The sequence below is a fragment of the Burkholderia lata genome, from assembly GCF_000012945.1.
Classification (GTDB): Bacteria; Pseudomonadota; Gammaproteobacteria; order Burkholderiales; family Burkholderiaceae; genus Burkholderia; species Burkholderia lata.
On the sequence record NC_007511.1, the window covers coordinates 937709 to 955147 of the forward strand.

The 17439-nt window shown below is 65.7% G+C and carries 21 protein-coding genes and 1 pseudogene; 6 read left to right on the plus strand and 16 right to left on the minus strand.

The window, feature by feature from the left end:
* Positions 1-99 precede the first annotated feature (99 nt).
* Positions 100-987, plus strand: coding sequence for a DMT family transporter (locus BCEP18194_RS26925; protein ID WP_011354437.1), 888 nt, complete (start codon positions 100-102; stop codon positions 985-987).
* Between the two features lie 57 nt (positions 988-1044).
* Here BCEP18194_RS26925 and BCEP18194_RS26930 read toward each other — a convergent pair whose 3' ends face one another.
* Positions 1045-1413 (minus strand): VOC family protein, encoded by a 369-nt coding sequence (locus BCEP18194_RS26930; RefSeq protein ID WP_011354438.1) that lies wholly within the window; start codon positions 1411-1413, stop codon positions 1045-1047.
* Positions 1414-1490: 77 nt separating this feature from the next.
* Between BCEP18194_RS26930 and BCEP18194_RS26935 the strand changes: the two genes are divergently transcribed.
* Positions 1491-2192, plus strand: coding sequence for a helix-turn-helix transcriptional regulator (locus BCEP18194_RS26935; protein WP_041493218.1), 702 nt, complete (start codon positions 1491-1493; stop codon positions 2190-2192).
* A 72-nt stretch (positions 2193-2264) separates the two neighbouring features.
* On the opposite strand, the gene BCEP18194_RS26940 is transcribed toward BCEP18194_RS26935, so the two are convergent.
* The 6 genes from BCEP18194_RS26940 to lysA all read right to left on the minus strand — a co-directional run bounded on the left by BCEP18194_RS26940 (position 2265) and on the right by lysA (position 8051).
* The gene (locus BCEP18194_RS26940) at positions 2265-2609 is read right to left on the minus strand and encodes a DUF3088 domain-containing protein (protein ID WP_011354440.1); all 345 of its coding nucleotides are present in this window, start codon (positions 2607-2609) and stop codon (positions 2265-2267) included.
* 76 nt (positions 2610-2685) lie between these two features.
* Entirely contained in the window at positions 2686-3867 is a 1182-nt protein-coding gene (metC, locus tag BCEP18194_RS26945; RefSeq protein WP_011354441.1) for a cystathionine beta-lyase, read from the minus strand.
* Positions 3868-3917: 50 nt separating this feature from the next.
* Positions 3918-4643 carry an amino acid ABC transporter ATP-binding protein gene (locus BCEP18194_RS26950; protein WP_041493492.1) on the minus strand — a complete coding sequence of 242 codons (726 nt, stop codon included), beginning with the start codon at positions 4641-4643 and terminating at the stop codon, positions 3918-3920.
* Positions 4644-4686: 43 nt separating this feature from the next.
* Positions 4687-5346 (minus strand): amino acid ABC transporter permease, encoded by a 660-nt coding sequence (locus tag BCEP18194_RS26955; RefSeq protein ID WP_011354443.1) that lies wholly within the window; start codon positions 5344-5346, stop codon positions 4687-4689.
* Positions 5347-5421: 75 nt separating this feature from the next.
* A complete protein-coding gene (locus tag BCEP18194_RS26960) occupies positions 5422-6222 on the minus strand; it encodes a transporter substrate-binding domain-containing protein (protein ID WP_011354444.1) in 801 nt (266 codons plus the stop codon).
* Between the two features lie 590 nt (positions 6223-6812).
* On the minus strand, positions 6813-8051 hold the full coding sequence (lysA, locus tag BCEP18194_RS26965; protein WP_011354445.1) for a diaminopimelate decarboxylase: 1239 nt from the start codon (positions 8049-8051) through the stop codon (positions 6813-6815).
* A gap of 109 nt (positions 8052-8160) precedes the next feature.
* Here lysA and BCEP18194_RS26970 point away from each other — a divergent pair, with 109 nt between their 5' ends.
* Together BCEP18194_RS26970 and BCEP18194_RS26975 are read left to right on the plus strand one after the other, a co-directional pair.
* Entirely contained in the window at positions 8161-9075 is a 915-nt protein-coding gene (locus tag BCEP18194_RS26970; protein ID WP_011354446.1) for a LysR family transcriptional regulator, read from the plus strand.
* Positions 9076-9129: 54 nt separating this feature from the next.
* On the plus strand, positions 9130-9729 hold the full coding sequence (locus tag BCEP18194_RS26975) for a GNAT family N-acetyltransferase (protein WP_011354447.1): 600 nt from the start codon (positions 9130-9132) through the stop codon (positions 9727-9729).
* Positions 9730-9842: 113 nt separating this feature from the next.
* Here the strand turns inward: BCEP18194_RS26975 and BCEP18194_RS26980 are convergent, their stop codons facing one another.
* From BCEP18194_RS26980 to BCEP18194_RS27000, 5 genes are all read right to left on the minus strand, one after another.
* Positions 9843-10421, minus strand: coding sequence for a DUF4142 domain-containing protein (locus BCEP18194_RS26980; RefSeq protein WP_011354448.1), 579 nt, complete (start codon positions 10419-10421; stop codon positions 9843-9845).
* 401 nt (positions 10422-10822) lie between these two features.
* On the minus strand, positions 10823-11446 hold the full coding sequence (locus BCEP18194_RS26985) for an HAD hydrolase-like protein (protein WP_011354449.1): 624 nt from the start codon (positions 11444-11446) through the stop codon (positions 10823-10825).
* Between the two features lie 17 nt (positions 11447-11463).
* The gene (locus BCEP18194_RS26990; RefSeq protein ID WP_011354450.1) at positions 11464-12294 is read right to left on the minus strand and encodes a substrate-binding domain-containing protein; all 831 of its coding nucleotides are present in this window, start codon (positions 12292-12294) and stop codon (positions 11464-11466) included.
* Between the two features lie 101 nt (positions 12295-12395).
* On the minus strand, positions 12396-12662 hold the full coding sequence (locus tag BCEP18194_RS26995; protein WP_011354451.1) for a Txe/YoeB family addiction module toxin: 267 nt from the start codon (positions 12660-12662) through the stop codon (positions 12396-12398).
* Entirely contained in the window at positions 12659-12919 is a 261-nt protein-coding gene (locus BCEP18194_RS27000) for a type II toxin-antitoxin system Phd/YefM family antitoxin (protein ID WP_011354452.1), read from the minus strand. The genes BCEP18194_RS26995 and BCEP18194_RS27000 overlap by 4 nt, the downstream gene beginning before the upstream one ends.
* 225 nt (positions 12920-13144) lie before the next feature.
* On the opposite strand from BCEP18194_RS27000, the gene BCEP18194_RS27005 reads away from it, so the two are divergent.
* On the plus strand, positions 13145-13588 hold the full coding sequence (locus tag BCEP18194_RS27005) for a GNAT family N-acetyltransferase (protein ID WP_011354453.1): 444 nt from the start codon (positions 13145-13147) through the stop codon (positions 13586-13588).
* A 57-nt stretch (positions 13589-13645) separates the two neighbouring features.
* On the plus strand, positions 13646-13864 hold the full coding sequence (locus BCEP18194_RS27010; RefSeq protein ID WP_006480837.1) for a DUF1653 domain-containing protein: 219 nt from the start codon (positions 13646-13648) through the stop codon (positions 13862-13864).
* Between the two features lie 51 nt (positions 13865-13915).
* Here the strand turns inward: BCEP18194_RS27010 and BCEP18194_RS27015 are convergent, their stop codons facing one another.
* From BCEP18194_RS27015 to BCEP18194_RS41365, 4 genes and pseudogenes are all read right to left on the minus strand, one after another.
* On the minus strand, positions 13916-15127 hold the full coding sequence (locus tag BCEP18194_RS27015; protein WP_011354454.1) for a winged helix-turn-helix domain-containing protein: 1212 nt from the start codon (positions 15125-15127) through the stop codon (positions 13916-13918).
* 373 nt (positions 15128-15500) lie between these two features.
* Positions 15501-16889 carry an MFS transporter gene (locus BCEP18194_RS27020; RefSeq protein ID WP_050781615.1) on the minus strand — a complete coding sequence of 463 codons (1389 nt, stop codon included), beginning with the start codon at positions 16887-16889 and terminating at the stop codon, positions 15501-15503.
* A gap of 26 nt (positions 16890-16915) precedes the next feature.
* A pseudogene (locus BCEP18194_RS40235) lies at positions 16916-17242 on the minus strand (darcynin family protein); the annotation flags it as partial.
* 15 nt (positions 17243-17257) lie between these two features.
* Positions 17258-17413, minus strand: a complete 156-nt coding sequence (locus BCEP18194_RS41365; protein WP_157687248.1) for a hypothetical protein — start codon at positions 17411-17413, stop codon at positions 17258-17260.
* Positions 17414-17439 lie beyond the last annotated feature (26 nt).

A 17439-nucleotide genomic window follows, 5' to 3' on the forward strand; every position in this document is an offset into this window, starting at 1 on the left:
TCCAGTACAGTTTGTCCGAATTGTATTGGGCTGTAGCTTACGCGCTTTTCGCGGGCGGCGGATCATCGGTCATCCACTTTCCCCATTTCAGGATTTCCCGTGCAAAAGACGACCGACGGATGGCTCAGCGGCCTGCTGGGCGTGATCATCTTCAGTGGCTCGCTGCCCGCGACGCGTATCGCGGTGCAGGGGCTCGACCCGCTGTTCCTCACCTTTGCGCGCGCGACGATCGCCGGCGCGCTCGGCCTGCTGCTGCTCGTCGTGCTGAAGCAGCGGCGGCCGACGCGTGCCGAGGCCGTGTCGCTCGCCATCGTCGCGCTCGGGGTCGTGATCGGCTTTCCGTTGCTGACGGCGCTCGCGCTGAAGCACGTGACATCGGCGCACGCGATCGTGTTCGTCGGGTTGCTGCCGCTCGCGACCGCGCTGTTCGGCGTATGGCGCGGCGGCGAACGGCCGCGGCTGCCGTTCTGGATCTTCTCGATCATCGGGAGCTGCGCGGTGGCCGCGTTTGCGCTGCGCAACGGCGGCCAGGCGTCGGTGGTCGGCGATGCGCTGATGCTGGCCTCGATCGTCGCATGCGGGTTGGGCTATGCGGAGGGTGCGCGCCTGTCGCGCGAGCTCGGCGGGTGGCAGGTGATCTCGTGGGCGCTCGTGCTGTCGCTGCCGCTGATGCTGCCGCTCACGTGGCTCACCTGGCCCGTGTCGTTCGACGGCGTCGATGCCGCCGCGCTGTGGGGGCTCGCGTACGTGTCGCTGTTCAGCATGCTGATCGGTTTCGTGTTCTGGTATCGCGGGCTTGCGCTCGGCGGGATCGCAGGTGTCGGTCAGTTGCAGCTGCTGCAGCCGTTCTTCGGCCTGCTGCTGGCGGCGGGGCTGCTGCACGAGACGGTGCCGCCGTCGATGGTCGTCGTGACGGTCGTCGTGGTCGGCTGCGTGGCGGGCGCGAAATACTTCTCGAAAATGGCGCCCGTGCGGCGCGCGGGCTGACGTGCGAGCCTGAACCGGTGCGCGGGCGCGACCCGTCGAAGGTCGGCCCGCTCGCACTCAGTCGTCCGGCGTGCATACGCGCAAGCGGTGGCCGTCCGGGTCGAGCGCGACGAACGTCAGGCCGAACACGGCCGTCATCGGCGCTTGCTCGAACGCTACGCCGAGAGACTTCCATGCTTCATACAGACGCCGGACTTCGCGGTCGTCGTCGACCATGAATGCCAGCTCCGACCGGTGGCCGGCACCGCCCGATACGAAATCGCGCGCGCTGGTCGACCACAGGCCCAGATGCAGCCCGTTGTCGAACGTAAATGCCGCATAGGTAGGAAACGCGGCGACCGGAGGTCGCCCGAACAGGCGCTCGTAGAACTGCGCGCTGCGCGCCGGGTCCTCGACATACAGAAGAACGAGATTCGGGGAAGTCATGCGGAGCCGTCCTGGGTTCGATTAAGATGCGTTCCATTCTATGAATGGATGCTGTCAGAAAATGGCAGCATGGAACGATGACGCGTGCCGAACGATTGCTCTCGCTGCTGCAGGTGCTGCGGCGCTACCGCCGCCCGGTGAGCGGCCGCGTGCTGGCCGGGGAGCTCGGCGTCAGCCTCCGCACGGTCTATCGCGATATCGCGTCGCTGCAGGCACAGGGCGCGGACATCGACGGCGAGCCCGGCGTCGGCTATGTGCTGCGCGCCGGGTTCATGCTGCCGCCGCTGATGTTTTCGCAGACGGAACTGGAAGCGCTGATGCTCGGCTTTCGCTGGGTCGGGAAGTTCGCGGACGCGCAGCTCACGACGGCGGCGTCCGATGCACTCGCGAAGATCTCCGCGGTGCTGCCCGCCGAACTGCGCCGCGAGATGGAATGCACGACGCTGCTCGTCGGTCCGCGCACGATCGTGGATCGGGAAACCGTCGACATGGGTGTCGTGCGCGCGGCGATCCGTACCGAAAGCAAGCTCCGGATCCGTTACGCGGGCGAGGGCCGGAAAGCGATCGACGAACGGATCGTGTGGCCGTTCGCGCTCGGCTATTTCAATGACGTGAGGATCCTGGCGGCGTGGTGCGAAGGACGAAACGATTTTCGGCATTTCCGGACGGATCGCATCGTCGCGCTCGAACCGATGGACGTACGCTATCCGCGGCGGCGCGCGGCGTTGCTGAAGGCGTGGCGCGCGGCGGGCGCCGATGTGCGTGTGACGGTGAGGTAGAGGGGGCGGAGAACGGGCCGCGCATCGCGCGCCCCGTTCCGTGCGGCCGCTCGACCGCGCGCGCCGGTGCGCTTATGCGACGTGTGCCACGCCGTATTGCGCCGACAGGTACCGCCGGATATCGGCGGGCGAATCGATGAAGCGCCGGCCGTTGTGCTCCCGAATCGCGAGGGTGTCGTCATCCGGCGCGCGTCCGGCGGCGAGCACGAGCACGGGTGCTGACTGGTTGTCCGCACCGATCAGCATGACGATCGGCTGGCGCGGACGTGGTGCATCGATGTATTCGACGTCGACGGCGTCGCGCAACTGCGGATAGAAACTCAGCAGCCCTTCGACGGCAACCGAATCGCCACAGTAGAACGGACCATCGGAGTCCTTGAAGAAGCCCGGGCGGAGAATGAACAGCGTGTCTTTCATGATGATCTCGCTATGACAGAGTGAATAAAGTCGAAGAAAACATGATGTGGAGTGGCACGCGTGACGTCGCCGGATGTCACGCTTCCGCGAGCGCGGCGGCGCGCATTCTCGCGAAGCCGGCGGCGAGGTCGGCAATCATGTCGTCGGGATGCTCGAGCCCCGCATGAATCCTCAGCAGCGGGCCGGTCGCCGCCCATTGGGTGGCAGTGCGGTTACGCGCCGGATTGGACGGGATGATCAGGCTTTCGAAGCCGCCCCAGCTATACCCCATGCCAAAGCACGTCATGCCGTCGAGCAGGGCGCGCACGGCTTCGTCGCCCTGCGGATGCAGCACCACGCCGAACAGCCCGCACGCGCCCGTGAAATCGCGCTGCCACAGCGCATGACCGGCGTCGCCGGCGCGTGCCGGATACAGGATCCGCGCGACTTCCGGCTGCTGCGACAGCCAGTCGGTCAGCACGTGCGCGTTGCGCTGATGCCGCTCGAGCCGGACCGACAGCGTCCGCAGGCCGCGCAGTGCGAGATACGCGTCGTCGCCGCTGACGGTCATGCCGAGCTGCCGGTAGAAGCGCGTGACTTTCGGTGCGAGCGCCTCGGTGGTCAGAATCGCGCCCATCAGCACGTCCGAGTGCCCCGCGATGTATTTGGTCGCGGCGTGAATCGACACGTCGACGCCATGCGAAAACGAGCGGAAATTCAGCGGCGTGCCCCAGGTGTTGTCGAGCAGCACGACCGCGCCGCGCTGGTGCGCAACGCGGCTGATGGCCGGAATATCCTGCACCTCGAAGGTCAGTGAGCCCGGCGATTCGGCGAATACCGCGCGCGTGTTCGGCCGCATCAGCGACGCGATGTCCGCGCCGATCGTCGGATCGAAGTAAGTCGTTTCGATGCCGAGGCGCGCCAGCGTTTCGTCGCAGAACGAACGGGTCGGGTCGTACACCGAGTCGGCCATCAGCAGATGGTCGCCCGGATTCAGCACCGCGAGCAGTGCGGTGGTGATCGCACTCAGGCCGCTCGGCGTCAGCAACGCGGCGTGCGCACCTTCGAGCCGCGCGAGCGCTTTCTCGAGCGCGCGCGTGGTCGGGCTGCCATGACGCCCGTACGCGAGCGGCGTGCCGCGTACGGCGTCGAGCGCGTCGGTGCCGTGAAAGAGCAGCGTCGACTGGCGATAAACAGGCGGGTTGACCGGCGAACCGGGCTGGCCGTGCGAGCGGCCTTCATGGGCGAGAACGGTGTCGATCGAATGCAGGTGGTTCAAGATGTCTCCTTTGAGTGTCGATCAATCGAAGTGGCGGAGCTGTCGTGCGGTCAATGCAGGATCTTGTCGAGGAAGTCGCGCGCGCGTTCGGAATGCGGCGACGCGAAGAACCGGTCGCTGGCCGCGTCCTCGACCACGGTGCCCTGGTCCATGAAGATCACGCGATGCGCGACCTTTCGCGCAAAGCCCATTTCATGCGTCACGCATACCATCGTCATGCCGTCGCGCGCGAGCTCGACCATCACGTCGAGCACTTCGTTGATCATCTCGGGATCGAGCGCGGAGGTGGGCTCGTCGAACAGCATCGCGACCGGGTTCATCGACAGGGCGCGCGCGATCGCGACACGCTGCTGCTGACCGCCGGACAACTGCCCCGGATACTTGTGCGCATGCGCCTTCAGGCCGACACGGTCGAGCAGCTTCATGGCGTTCTCGACGGCCTCGTCCTTGCGGCGGCCGAGTACCTTGACCTGCGCAAGCGTCAGGTTGTCGGTGATCGACAGGTGCGGAAACAGCTCGAAATGCTGGAACACCATGCCGACGCGGGCGCGCAACTGCGCAAGCTTTGCAGTGGGATCGCCGAGCCGCGTGCCGTCGACGGTGATGCTGCCTTTCTGGAACGGTTCGAGACCGTTGATCGTCTTGATCAGCGTCGATTTCCCGGAGCCGGACGGCCCGCACACGACGACCACCTCGCCCTTCGAGACCGCCGCACTGCATGCCGAGAGCACCTGATGCTTGCCATACCATTTCGATACGTTGTCGAGCGTAATCATGTTCTGTCCGTCGATGGAGTTCATGTGAATGCCGGGTGCGCGTTCAATGCGTGGACGGCAGCGCGAGGCGCGTCTCGACGCGACCCTGAAGCCGCGTGAGCAGCGTGCTGAGGACCCAGTAGATCGCGGCGGCAGCGAGATAGAGCGGCAGCGGCTGGAACGTCGCGGCGATCACCTCCTGCGTCGAGCGCAGCAATTCGGTGACGGTGATTACGGAGACCAGCGACGTGTCCTTGATCAGGCTGATCAGCGTGTTGCCGAGACTCGGCACCGCGAGGCGCAGCGCTTGCGGGCAGACGACGTAGCGCAGCGTCTGCACGTGCGTGAGACCGAGACTGTGTGCGGCCGCCCATTGCCCGCGGCCGATGCCGAGAATCGCGCCGCGCATGCTCTCGGACAGGTAGGCGCCTGCGTTGAGCGTCAGCGTGAAGATGCCGGCCGTCGTGGGATCGAGCGTGATGCCGAGATCGGGCAGCCCGTAGTAGACGACGAACATCTGCACGAGCAGCGGGGTGCCGCGCATCAGGCTGACGTAGCCTTGCGCGAGGCTGGCGGCAAGCCGGTTGCTGCCGATGCGCATGATCGCGATCACGAGCCCGACGACGAGACCCAGCGCCATCGACGCGACGGCAAACTTCAGCGTGAGCATGGCGCCCTTGACCATCACGGGCAGCGTATGTACGACCAGTTGGAGTGCTTCCATTGCGTGTCTCCTGATTGTGTGCCGGACGGCCCGCGCGTGCATGCATGCGCACGCACGGGCACGGGGCGGGCTGCGTTATTGCGTCACCGGCTTGGTCGTGTCCGCGCCGAACCACTGCATCGAGATCTTTTTCATCGTGCCGTCCTGCTGCAGCGATGCCACGGCGTCGTCGATCGCCTTCGCGAATTTCGGATTGCCCTTGCGGAACGGGATGCCCATCCGGTCCTCGCCGCCCGCGAGCACGGAGCCCGGGCGCAGCGGCAGGCGTGAGTTCTTGATCAGGTAGCTGAGCATCAGGCGATCGTTGACGGCCGCGTCGATCCGGCCGGCCGCGAGGTCGCGCAGGTTTTCCGGCGTACCGGGGTACACCTGCAGGTCGATCGCGGGCACGGTCTTGACCAGATCGACGTAGTTGCTGCCCATCGTCACGCCGATCTTCTTGCCCTTCAGTTCGTCGAGCGACTTGAATGCGCGCGCATCGTTTTGCCGTTGCAGCAGCTGCGCGGACGAATACACGTACGGCGTGCTGAAGTCGAGCGCCTGCTGGCGCGACGGTGTGATCGCGACCTGGTTGACGATCACGTCGAACTTGCCGGCCTGCAGGCCGGCAAGAATCCCGCTCCATTCGGTCGTCACGAACTGCGGCTTCACACCGAGGCGGGCGGCGACCGCCTTCGCGACGTCGACGTCGAAGCCTTCGAGCTGGCCGTCGGCATTGCGATAGTCGAACGGCGGGTAGGTGCCTTCCAGTGCAATCTTCAGTACACCGGATTGCTTGACGGTGTCGAGCAGGTCAGCCGCATGCGACGTTGCGGTCGCGATGCAGAGCAGGGCGGCCGCGATGCCTTGCTTGAACGTCGGGGTGAAGTGCTTCATGGTTGTCTCCGTGGTTGTTGTCGAAAATTCAGGGTGTGCGACGCCGCGGCGACGGGCGGCGTCGCCGTGAGCGGGAAGTCGATGAAGCGTGAGGCGGCGGGCGTAGCTGTCCGCCGTGCGCGATGCCGTGCGTTACGGCATGCGTTCGGGGGCGATGAAGGACCGGAGCGCGTACGGATGGACGAGGCAGGCGCGTGAGCGGCAGTGGAGGCCGGCGTGCGCGGCGAAGCGTTCAAGCGTGCGAGTCATGATTGCCCGTGCAGCATTGCGAGTGTGTTGGACCGGATGCATCGTCGATGCGTATCCGGCGACAGGAATGCGGTGCGACTGAGGGCAATCTTAGTTTTGTCAAAAGGGAATGTGTTTCCAAAGATGCGTGCACTTTTCACGCGACGTGGAATGTTTTTCTCTGCGTGAGAAAGGTGGCGCAAGCGATCTGCTGCGGTTGCGCGCGATGAGAAGGATCAGGTGCTACGGTGCGGGCGAAGGGTTGCTCCAGGCTGCGTTCCGGCCGTACGCCGAAAAGCAAAACGGCCAGGCTGCCGTGAGTGGCAAGCCTGGCCGTTGGCCTTCGTCACGCGGGAGTCGCGTTATTCGAACGTTTCGAGCGCGAGCAATTCGTCGATCGTCTGCCGGCGGCGGATCAGCCGCGGTGCGCTGCGATCGACGAGCACTTCCGGCGCGAGCGGCCGGCTGTTGTAGTTCGATGACATCGACGCGCCGTAGGCGCCCGCGTCGTGCAGGAACAGCAGGTCGCCGATCTGCGGCTGCGCCAGCTTGCGGTGCGTGACCACGCCGCCCGCGTCCTGCGTGAACACGTCGCCCGATTCGCACAGCGGCCCCGCGATCGCGAGATCGACGAGCGGCCGCCCGGCCAGCAGCGCGCCTTCATGCGTGTGTACGGACACCTCGTGGTAGCTGCCGTACATCGACGGGCGCATCAGGTCGTTGAAGCCCGCGTCGATCAGCACGAAATCGTGCTTCGGCCGGCGGTTGACGGCCTGCACTTCGGTGACGAGCGTGCCGGCTTCGGCGACGAGGAAGCGGCCCGGTTCGATCTCGATGCGCACCGGGTGGCCGAGATGTCGCTCGATCCGCTTGCGGGCTGCGTCCCACTGGCTGAAGTAGTGACCGACGTCGACGCGCGGCTCGCCGTCGCGATACGGGATCGACAGGCCGCCGCCGGCCGAGATCGCGTCGATGTCATGGCCGAGCGACGTGACGAGAGCGACCATCGCGTCGCACACCTGCGACAGGTGGCCGTAGTCGACGCCCGAGCCGATATGCATGTGGATGCCGACCAGCTTCAGCCCGTACTGGCGCACGATCTCGATCGCGCGCGGCACGTCGTCGATCCAGATGCCGTGCTTGCTCTGCGGGCCGCCGGTATTGGTCTTGTTGCTGTGGCCGTGGCCGAAACCGGGATTGACACGCAGCCACACGCGGTGGCCGGGCGCGTGCTCGCCGATGCGCGCGAGCATGTCGAGCGAACCGGCGTTCACGGTCACGCCGTGCTTGAGCACGGCGGCGAGCGTCGGGCGGTCGATCAGGTCGGCCGTGAACACGACGCCTTCCGGCTCGCTGGCGGGGCTGAACCCGGCCGCGAGGCTGCGCTCGATCTCGCCGAGCGACACGGCGTCGACGCATGCGCCTTCCTCGCGCATCAGCTTCAGGATATGGATGTTCGAGTTCGCCTTCTGCGCATAGCGGATCACGTCGAACTGACGCAGTTGGGCGATGCGGTCGCGGATGACGTCGGCGTCGTACACCCACAGCGGGGTGCCGTATTGCTGCGCGAGCGTCGCGAGCTGGCGGGAATCGAGGGACATGGCAGATGAATCGAGTCGAATGAACGGATAGCGTGAATGATGCACCTGATTGTCTATACAGTAAAATGCCTGTTTATCGACATTCGATTCATATTTGATATAGACGATCATGCTCACGCACCGCCATATCGAGGTCTTCCGCGCGCTGATGGTCACCGGCGGCACGACGCGCGCGGCCGAGATGCTCTATACGTCGCAGCCGACGATCAGCCGCGAGCTCGCGCGCATGGAGCAGGTCGTCGGCTTCGCGCTGTTCGAGCGCGCGCACGGCCGGCTGAGGCCGACGATGGCCGCGCTCACGCTGTTCGACGACGTGCGGCTTGCGTATGTGGGGCTTGAACGCGTCGCGGCAACCGCCGCGCGCCTGCGCGAGTTTCGCGACGGTCAGTTGTCGGTGATCGCGCTGCCGGCGTTCTCGCACGCGATCCTGCCTGGTGCGTGCCGGCGTTTTCACGAGAAGCACGCGGGCGTCAGCGTGTCGGTGGCGACGCAGGAATCGCCGGTGCTCGAAGAGTGGCTGACCGCGCAGCGTTACGACCTCGGGCTGACCGAGCACGATGTCGCGCCGGCCGGCACCGTGCTCACGCCGCTGCTCGAAGTCGACGAAGTGTGCGTGCTGCCCGACGGCCACCCGCTGCTCGCGCAGGATGCGATCGATCTGGCGGATCTCGCCGATCGTCCGTTCGTGAGCCTGTCGCTGAACGATCCGTACCGCATCCTGATCGACGAGGCGTTCGCGCAGCTCGGCGTCGCACCGCGCTCGGTCGTCGAAACACCGTCGGCCGTGTCGGTGTGCGCGTTCGTGCGGCAGGGGCTCGGCGCCGCGATCGTCAATCCGCTGACCGCGCTCGATTTCGTCGGGCGCGACTTGCACGTGCGGCCGCTCACGCGGTCGTTTCCGTACCGGGTCAGCGTGATCGTGCCCGAGCACCGGCCCAAGAGCCTGCTCGTCGATGCGTTTGCCGACGCACTGCGCGGCGAGGCGAAGGCGATTCGCCGCCGGTTGGCCGCAGTCCTCGGCTGACGCGCCGTATGATGGGCGTTTCGCTGCCATCGTCGTCTCTTTCCGGAACCCTTCATGACCGATGCTTCTGCTTCCCTCGAACCACCGATCCTCACCGGCGAACGCGTTGAACTGCGGCCGCTCGACTTATCCGACCGGCAGGCGCTGCTGGACGCTGCCGCGGACGGCCAGATGTGGAACCTGAAGGTCACGGTCGTGCCGGGCCCTGAGACGATCGACGCTTATATCGATACGGCATTGCAGGGCCGCGCCACCGGCACCGTGATGCCATTCGCGATCGTCGATCGTGCATCGGGCCGCGTGATCGGCAGCACGCGTTTCTGGAAGATCGATCGCAAGAACCGCAAGCTCGAGATCGGGCATACGTGGCTGAGCGAATCGGCGCAGCGCACGCGCGCGAATACCGAAGCGAAATGGTTGTTGCTGGGCTATGCGTTCGACGTGCTGCAATGCGTGCGCGTGCAGTTCACGACCGACGAGCTGAACGAGAAATCGCGCGCGGCGATCCTGCGGCTCGGTGCGAAGCAGGAAGGTATCGTGCGACATGAACGGATCATGCCGGATGGCCGCAAGCGCAATTCGGTGCGCTTCAGCATCATCGACGACGAATGGCCGGAGGTGCGTGCGCGGCTGCTGGCGAAGCTCGCGACGTAACGTGTGACGCGTGAAGTGCGACGTTTGATGGGCGTCGCGCCGCCGGAAGGGGAGCGGCGACGCGACGACAGGGGACGCAGTGCGCCACGCAAGACGCGCGGCGCTGCGGCGCGTTACTGCGCCGATGCGAGGTGGTGGCGTTCCGCGAGCTTCTGCGCGTCGGCGTAGTGCTTCTGCAGGATCGGCAGCGACTGGCGTGCGACTTCCTTCAGCTTCGTGTCGCGGCCCGACGCGATTTCGGCCTGGAACGCCGAGATGGCCTTCTGCTGGCCAGCGAGCGCGACCTGCTCGATATACGCCTTGTCGAACTCGGCGCCGCGCAGGTTCTTGATGCTGCTCAGCACAGCCGTGTCGGGGTCGTTGGCCGGCACGTCGACGCCGCGCGGGCTCGCTGCGCGCATCGCCTGGATGATCTTTTCATCGTCGGTGGACACGCGTTGCGCGAACGCCTTGACCTGGCTGTCCGACGTGCGCGAATCGGCGATGCGTGCCGCGTCGTGCTGCGTCGACACGGTCTTCGTGCCGTCCGTGATGAAGGCCTGGTCGGCTTCGTGGATACGCGTCGCGGCGGCGGCCGGTGCGTTCGGTGCGGCCGGTGCCGGTTGTGCGGTTTGCGCGGTCGCCGTTACGGCGACGAGAAGCAGGCCAGCGGCAGACAGTGCAAGGCGCGAGATGTGGGGAAAGCGGTTCATGGGACCTCCTTTCGATCGGGGCTCTGGTTGAAAAACGGATCACGTGATCCGTCGCTGTGCGAGAGACCGGGCGCGCCCGGGCCGGATTCGACCGCCGCTCTGCCGCGGCGCCGGTCGAAGTGTTTCCCGGCCCGACTGATTCTAGGAGAGCGATCCGGTAGCAGGTGCAACCGCGCTGTGGTTTGTGTAACGGTTGGTAAGACGAATCGATGAGCGAGCGTGGCGACAGGTATTGCGTACCTGTTGCGTGTGCGGCGGCGGCAATTTTTGCGCACATGAGGCGTGCGAGATGCACGTCGGTGTCATCTGCTTTTCATCGTCGTGCGGCTATGTCGTGCGATGACGTGCGCATCAAGCGATGGGTCGAACCGGATGCGCGGAGCGTGAAGCGCGCGGATGCTTCACACGCGATCGAGCAATGCGTCGAGACTGGGCAGCAACGGTGTCGCGCAATGCGCCTGTAACGCGTCCGGCGCGGTGTAGCCCCACGCAACGCCCTGGAATGCGATGCGCGCGCGTCGTGCCGCGTCGGCGTCGCGGATTTCATCGCCGACATACAGCACTTCGTCGCTGCGCACGCCGGCCTCATGAACGAGCGCGCGCAGGCGACGCGCCTTGCCGAACAGTGGAATGCCGCACGCGAAGTGCTCGACACGGCTGCTGGCGTGCGGGCCGAGCCGGTCGCGCACGATCGCCTCGGTATTCGACGTGGCGATCGCGATGCGGATGCCGCGCGCGGCGAGCGCGTCGAACGTCTCGCCGACGCCGGGGAACAACGCCACTTGCGCGACGCGCGGCTGCATCAGGCGACGCATGTCGATCGTCACGCGCGGCACTTTCCACATCGGTACGTCGAGCGCACGAATGATGTCGCGCGCCGACATGCCGCGCAGCGCCGGGCGCAACTCGGGTGTGGCGTCACGAAAGCCGTGCATGCGCGACGCTTCCGACAGCGCGGCGAGAAAGCTGTCGAGCGAATCGGCGAGCGTGCCGTCGAAGTCGAATGCGATGAGGCGATAGGGCATGAAGCGGCGTGGCGGGTTTATTGGGCAGGCGACATTGTCACCGAATCGAGGCCGGTCGCCCGCACGGCCGGTTGCGCCTGCGGCGACGCGAGATAGTCGAGCAGCTTCTTCGCGTCTTCCGGATGATCGGCAGCGACCGGAATGCCGCCCGCGAAACGCGTGACCGACTGCACGGATTCGGGCACCTTGCCCGCATATGTGACGCCCGGCACCGGCAGCAGCTCGCTGACCTGCTGGAAGCCGATCTCGTAGTCGCCGTTCGCGACGACCGATGCAACCGGAATGCGCGGCACCATCTTCGCCTTCGGCTTCACCTGGGCCTCGACGCCGAGCTTCCGGAACATTTCCTTCTCGATATAGACGCCGCTCGCGCTGTCCGAATACGCGACCGATTTCGCGTGCAGCAGCACGTCCTTCAACTGCTCGACGGTGCCGATGTCGGGTTTCGGCGCACCCGCGCGCACGACCATCCCGATCCGCGAATCGGCGAGCTCGACGCGCGATGCTGGAATCACCTTGCCTTCCTTGATCAATCGGTCGAGCGCGTAGCCGACCATGATCAGCACGTCGGCCTTTTCGCCGTTCGCGAGGCGGTTCGGAATCGCTTCCTTCGATTCGCCCATCGACGGGCCGGAGATCGTGTCGAGCGTGTCGCCGGACGCGGCCGTGAAACCGGGGCCGAGTTGCTTGTATGCAGCAGTGAATCCGCCGGAGATCATCACGCGCAATTCGGTGGCCGCGGCCGGCAGTGCGACGGACGCGAGCGCGGAGGCGACGAGCCAGAACGTGGCGCGGCGCGCGAGGCGATGGCGGGTGGCAGGGGCGGTGAGGGCGGCTCGGTCACGCATCGGGGTGTCTCCTTCCAGTCTGTCGTGGTCGGTGTGTGCGGTCGATTGACGCATTGCAAGGCAGATCGCGCGTTACGGTCGCCGTGAGCGATGGGGTGATGCTATTCGTAGTGGTAGCGGCAGGACACGATGCTGATCTGCAAGTCGTCAGCTTCGTAGACCAGACGGTTCGTGTCGTCGATACGGCGCGACCAGAAGCCGGAGAGATTGGCCTTTAACGGTTCGGGTTTGCCGATGCCTTCGAACGGCGTTCGCTGGGCTTCGCGAATGAGCTGGTTGATGCGCTTGAGCGTCTTGCGATCCTGCCCCTGCCAGTAGACATAGTCGTCCCACGCGTCGGAGGTAAAGAGCACGCGGCGTACGCTCATTCTTCATCCGCCGCGAGCTTGTGTTCTTTCGCCTTGCCCTTGCGCAGTTGCGCGATCGAACGCTCGAGATGGGCGACGTTGGCCGGCGAGCGCAGCAAGTGCACCGTCTCCATCAGGCTGTCGTAGTAGTCCTGCGACATGATGACGGCGTTCGGTGCATCGCGGCGCGTGATGAGCGTTACGTCCGCATCGTCGACGACCTGGTCGATAACCGTCTTCAGATTGCCACGAGCATCCGAAAAATGAATCGTGCGCATGATTGCCTCACTTGTACATATAACCGTACAAGTTTAGCATATTTGATAAATATGTACTGTTTGCTGTACAAGTTGACCTACTCCTGCCTGGTTGCCCGCCACAATCGTCCAGAAAGCGCATGCGCATCCGTTGGGCCGTAGCCGATAAGCCGCACCGCTTGTAGCCCCTCGCGCCGCGCGGTATCGTCAGCGTTTCGCCTTCCACCCCACCAACAGGAGACCGACGTGCCCGCTGCCACCCCCGCCACGCTGAGATTTTCCACCGACAAGCGCGAACTCGACGTCGACGCGATCTTCGACTTCCTGCATCGCGACGCGTACTGGTCACTGGGCATTCCGCGCGACGTGGTCGAGCGTGCGATCGAGGGCTCGCTGTGTTTCGGCGCCTACGTGGGCGACCGGCTCGTCGGCTTCGCGCGGCTCGTGACCGATCACGCGACGTTCGCGTACCTGTGCGACGTGTTCGTGCTGCCGGCCGAGCGCGGCAACGGCTACGGCCGCGCGCTGATCGACCACGTGTTCGCGCAGGAGATGGTGCAGGGCCTGCGCCGCATCATGCTCGTGACGTCGGATGCGCACGAGCTGTACCGGCCGGTCGGCTTCGAGCTCTCCGCGAATCCCGAGCGGATGATGGAAATCCGCCGCCCGGACATCTACGCGAAACGCTGACGCACGGCGCAGCGCATACAATACGCGCTTTCCGTTTTTGCCGAAGAGAAGCCCATCATGACCGAACAGGAAGCCGAACAGCTCGCGACGCATCGCCATTACAAGGGCGGGCTGTATCGCTACATCGGCGTTGCCCGCCATTCCGAAACCGAGGAATCGGTGGTCGTGTACGAACACCTGTGGCCGCATGCGCGCGGGCTGTGGGTCCGGCCGGAAGCGATGTTCAACGGCAACCTCGAAGACGGCACGCCGCGTTTCCGCAAGCTGCGCGACTGATTGACGGCCGGCGGCGCGCGCCGCCGCCGTGCCGGCCGGCTGCGTGGACGTCTACGCGCCGGCCAGCGCCTTCACCAGCTCCGGCGGGGCGTGCCCGGCCGTGACTTCCGGCGTGCCGTGCCACGCCGCGAGCTTCTTCACCGCCTTCGCGACATCCGCTGCGAGCCCCGTACCGAACCGCACGCCCGGCTCGACGTGCACGGCCTTCAGTTCGAACGTGCCGAGCGTGCGATGCGCCTTCGCGTCGATGCGCCCGACCAGCCGCCCGCGATGCAGCACCGGCAGGCAGAAATAGCCGTAACGCCGCTTGTGCCCGGGCGTATAGCATTCGATCGTGTAATCGAAACCGAATAGCGTCGACGCGCGCCGGCGGTCCCATACGACCGGGTCGAACGGCGACAGCAGCGTCGTGACCGTCGAGCGCAGCGTGTCGGCCTCGGCGGCCGGCAGCCATGCTTCGAGCGAGCGATGCACGTAAGCCGGCTCCTTCCAGTCGTCGATCGCCACCGGGATCAGGTCGCCCGCGTCCGCGAGCTGCTCGAGCTCCGCGCGGTATGAACGGCGCGGCAGCCGATAGTAGTCGGCCACCCAGTCCGCGCGCACGACGCCGAGCGCCCGGCACGTGTAGTCGAGCAGTGCGGGCAGCACCGCGCTGCGCGGCGGCAGGTCGCGCGTGTCGTCCCAGTCGGGCAGCACGCGCTCGCGCACGTCGTACACGCGCTGGAAATTGCGGCGTTCCGACACCATCAGGTCGCCCGTCGTGAACAGCACCTCCAGGTGCTGCTTCTCGGGCTTGCGATCCCACCAGCCGTTGCCCTTCACGCCATCCTCGCGGGCGAAATCGGCCGACCGGACGGGGCCCTCGGCGCGAATCCGCGCGAGCAGCCGCTCGATCTCGGGACGATTCTGCTCATGCCACTCGGCCGCGTACTTCCAGCCCATCCCGGACGGATCGAGCATCTTGTAGCGCATCAGGCCGAACTGCTCGACCGGCAGGAAGCACGCTTCGTGTGACCAGTATTCGAACAGGCGCGCCTCGGCGAGATGTTCGTCGAGCCACTGCGGCGAGAAATCGCCGAGACGGCTGAACAGCACGAGATACGGACTGCGCGCGACGACGTGGATGGTGTCGATTTGCAACTGCGCCATCCGGCGGATCGTGTCGAGCACGTCGGATTTGGTTGCCTTGCGGCGGGGCGGCGTCAGCAGGCCTTGCGCGGCGAGATGCAGCGCGCGGGCGGCGGCGGTCGAGAGCGTGAGCATCGGAAGGGCGGCCGGGAGTGATGGTCGGGAACCACTTTAGCGCGAAAGCGGCGCGCGCGTGCGACGTGCCGATGCACCGTGTCTGACAATGGTTGACAGATGCGTTGCGCAAGTTTCCCTATAGTGCAGTTCATGGCGCAACGATAAAGACGCGCAACGATTTTGCTTCCGACGCACATATGTCAATGGCACGCAGGAAGTGAATCCGGGATTCTCAACCCCCATCGGGAGACCCGGAGCCCTGAGCGGACATCCATGCGGCTGTGCACCGGCCCCGTGTGGATGTCCGCTGATTTTTTTGTTTTTCCGGTTTGCTTCGCAAGCCGCGTTTCCTTCTGTCCCTTCCGCCGAATCCCGTTTATCAGAAGGTCGTCTAGGACCGCTTGCCGCGCGCGACTTCGTCGCCTGCGCCGGGCGGCAGCCTCCGCGTGATCGGAATCGACGCGAACGAGCACAGCCCGACCACGACGAATGCGGGCCAGAAATCCGACCACACCATCTTCTGATGCCCTTGCAGCCAGTGCGAAATGTGCAGCACGAGGCCGGCCACCGTCACGCCCAGGCCGAGCGACATCTGCTGCACGACACTGCCGAGGCTCGTCGCGCGGCCGGCGTCGCGCGGCGAGATGTCCGCGTAGATCATCGAGTTCAGGCTCGTGAACTGCAGCGCGGGGAAGATGCCGCCGACGAGCACGATCAGCCAGATCGCCCAGGTCGCCATGCCGGGATGGAACACGCCGTACGCGGCGATCGCGAGCCCCGCGAATGCCGCGTTGTAGATCAGCACCGTGCGGAAGCCGAAGCGGCGCAGCGTATGCGTGGCCGTCGAGCGGCTCATGGCGCCGCCGAACGCGGACGCGCACGTGATGAGCCCCGAATGGAACGCGCTCATGCCGAGCCCTTCCTGCAGCGCGAGCGGCAGCAGGAACGGCACCGCGCCGAGGCCGATACGGAACAGCGACCCGCCGACGACGCTCGCGTGATACGTGGGGATCTTGAGGAAACTGAGGTCGAGCACCGGGCGCTCCTTGCGGCGCGCGTACGGCACGTAGAGCGCAAGCAGGACGGTGCCGGTCACGCACATGACGAGCGCGTTCGAGCGTGACGTGAGCGAGCCGTCGATCAGCGTGAGGCCCATCAGCAGCAGCGCGGCGCCGCTCGCCGACAGCAGGAAGCCGAACCAGTCGAGCGGGCCGGGATCGGGCTCGCGCGTGTTCGCGATGTGCTTGCTCGCGAGGTAGATCCCGTAGATGCCGATCGGCACGTTGATGAAGAAGATCATCCGCCAGTGCAGGTAGGTCGTGATGAAGCCGCCGACGAGCGGCCCGACCGTGGGCCCGAACAGTGCGGGAATCGCGAGGTAGTTCATCGCGCGCACGAGATCCGAGCGCGGCACGGCGCGGAAGATGATGATGCGGCCGACGGGTACCATCATCGCGCCGCCGACACCCTGGATGAAGCGCGCGAACGTGAGCACGCCGAGGGAATTGGAGGCCGCGCACATCAGCGAGCCGACGACGAAGATGCCGATCGCGGTGCGGAATACGGAGCGTGCGCTGAAGCGGTCGGCCAGCCAGCCGCAGATCGGGATGAACACGCCGAGCCCGACCACGTAGGCCGTGATCGCAATGTTCAATGTGACGGGGCTGTGCCCGAAGTCCCTCGCCATCGCGGGGAGGGCGGTGACGATGATGTTCGCGTCGACGCTTTCCATGAACAACGCACAGGCAACGATGAGCGGTGCTAGAAAGACGGGCGACATGGGCTGGGCACGCGGTAAAGACGCCATTATGCCCACAATGTGACCGTTGAGTCACGTCCGACAACAGTTGTTCCGCATGTTGCAACAGTCGTCTCTTTTTGCGGGTGGTTCGGAAAGAACGACTGCGCAAACGCGGCGTTTGCATCGCGTCCGGATCCCGCATGCGCCTGGACGGCAGACAGCGCGACTTCGTCGTCGTCGGCCGCATCTGCGCTCTCGACACCTGGCAGGATCTCGACGATGTCGAAGCAGCGATCTTGGGGCGGCGTCTCGCGAAGCACCTCTATCGTGAGTTCGCGTGCGTGGTGGCCCTGCGCGTATCCGATACGTCCATCGGTCACGCGAGCCGAGTCGTACGTGGTGTCGCATTAGTGCCGCGATACGCATTCGCCCTGAGTTTCGCGGATCGGCGCGATGAATTCGCGCAGCGGCCGCAAGCGTTCGAGCATGGGGAAGCCCGGCCATTCGGGGCGCGTTTGCACGACGATGAACACGGTGGGCAGGGTCGCGGTTTGCCGGGTCACGCTGATTCCTTTTGACCGAGGGGAAG

Coding starts and splice junctions, on each gene's coding strand:
- BCEP18194_RS26930 (WP_011354438.1), bottom strand. CDS start 1,413: ATGACTTCCCCGAATCTCGTTCTTCTGTATGTCGAGGACCCGGCGCGC.
- BCEP18194_RS26935 (WP_041493218.1), top strand. CDS start 1,491: ATGACGCGTGCCGAACGATTGCTCTCGCTGCTGCAGGTGCTGCGGCGC.
- BCEP18194_RS26940 (WP_011354440.1), bottom strand. CDS start 2,609: ATGAAAGACACGCTGTTCATTCTCCGCCCGGGCTTCTTCAAGGACTCC.
- BCEP18194_RS26950 (WP_041493492.1), bottom strand. CDS start 4,643: ATGATTACGCTCGACAACGTATCGAAATGGTATGGCAAGCATCAGGTG.
- BCEP18194_RS26955 (WP_011354443.1), bottom strand. CDS start 5,346: ATGGAAGCACTCCAACTGGTCGTACATACGCTGCCCGTGATGGTCAAG.
- BCEP18194_RS26960 (WP_011354444.1), bottom strand. CDS start 6,222: ATGAAGCACTTCACCCCGACGTTCAAGCAAGGCATCGCGGCCGCCCTG.
- lysA (WP_011354445.1), bottom strand. CDS start 8,051: ATGTCCCTCGATTCCCGCCAGCTCGCGACGCTCGCGCAGCAATACGGC.
- BCEP18194_RS26970 (WP_011354446.1), top strand. CDS start 8,161: ATGCTCACGCACCGCCATATCGAGGTCTTCCGCGCGCTGATGGTCACC.
- BCEP18194_RS26975 (WP_011354447.1), top strand. CDS start 9,130: ATGACCGATGCTTCTGCTTCCCTCGAACCACCGATCCTCACCGGCGAA.
- BCEP18194_RS26980 (WP_011354448.1), bottom strand. CDS start 10,421: ATGAACCGCTTTCCCCACATCTCGCGCCTTGCACTGTCTGCCGCTGGC.
- BCEP18194_RS26985 (WP_011354449.1), bottom strand. CDS start 11,446: ATGCCCTATCGCCTCATCGCATTCGACTTCGACGGCACGCTCGCCGAT.
- BCEP18194_RS26990 (WP_011354450.1), bottom strand. CDS start 12,294: ATGCGTGACCGAGCCGCCCTCACCGCCCCTGCCACCCGCCATCGCCTC.
- BCEP18194_RS26995 (WP_011354451.1), bottom strand. CDS start 12,662: ATGAGCGTACGCCGCGTGCTCTTTACCTCCGACGCGTGGGACGACTAT.
- BCEP18194_RS27000 (WP_011354452.1), bottom strand. CDS start 12,919: ATGCGCACGATTCATTTTTCGGATGCTCGTGGCAATCTGAAGACGGTT.
- BCEP18194_RS27010 (WP_006480837.1), top strand. CDS start 13,646: ATGACCGAACAGGAAGCCGAACAGCTCGCGACGCATCGCCATTACAAG.
- BCEP18194_RS27015 (WP_011354454.1), bottom strand. CDS start 15,127: ATGCTCACGCTCTCGACCGCCGCCGCCCGCGCGCTGCATCTCGCCGCG.
- BCEP18194_RS27020 (WP_050781615.1), bottom strand. CDS start 16,889: ATGTCGCCCGTCTTTCTAGCACCGCTCATCGTTGCCTGTGCGTTGTTC.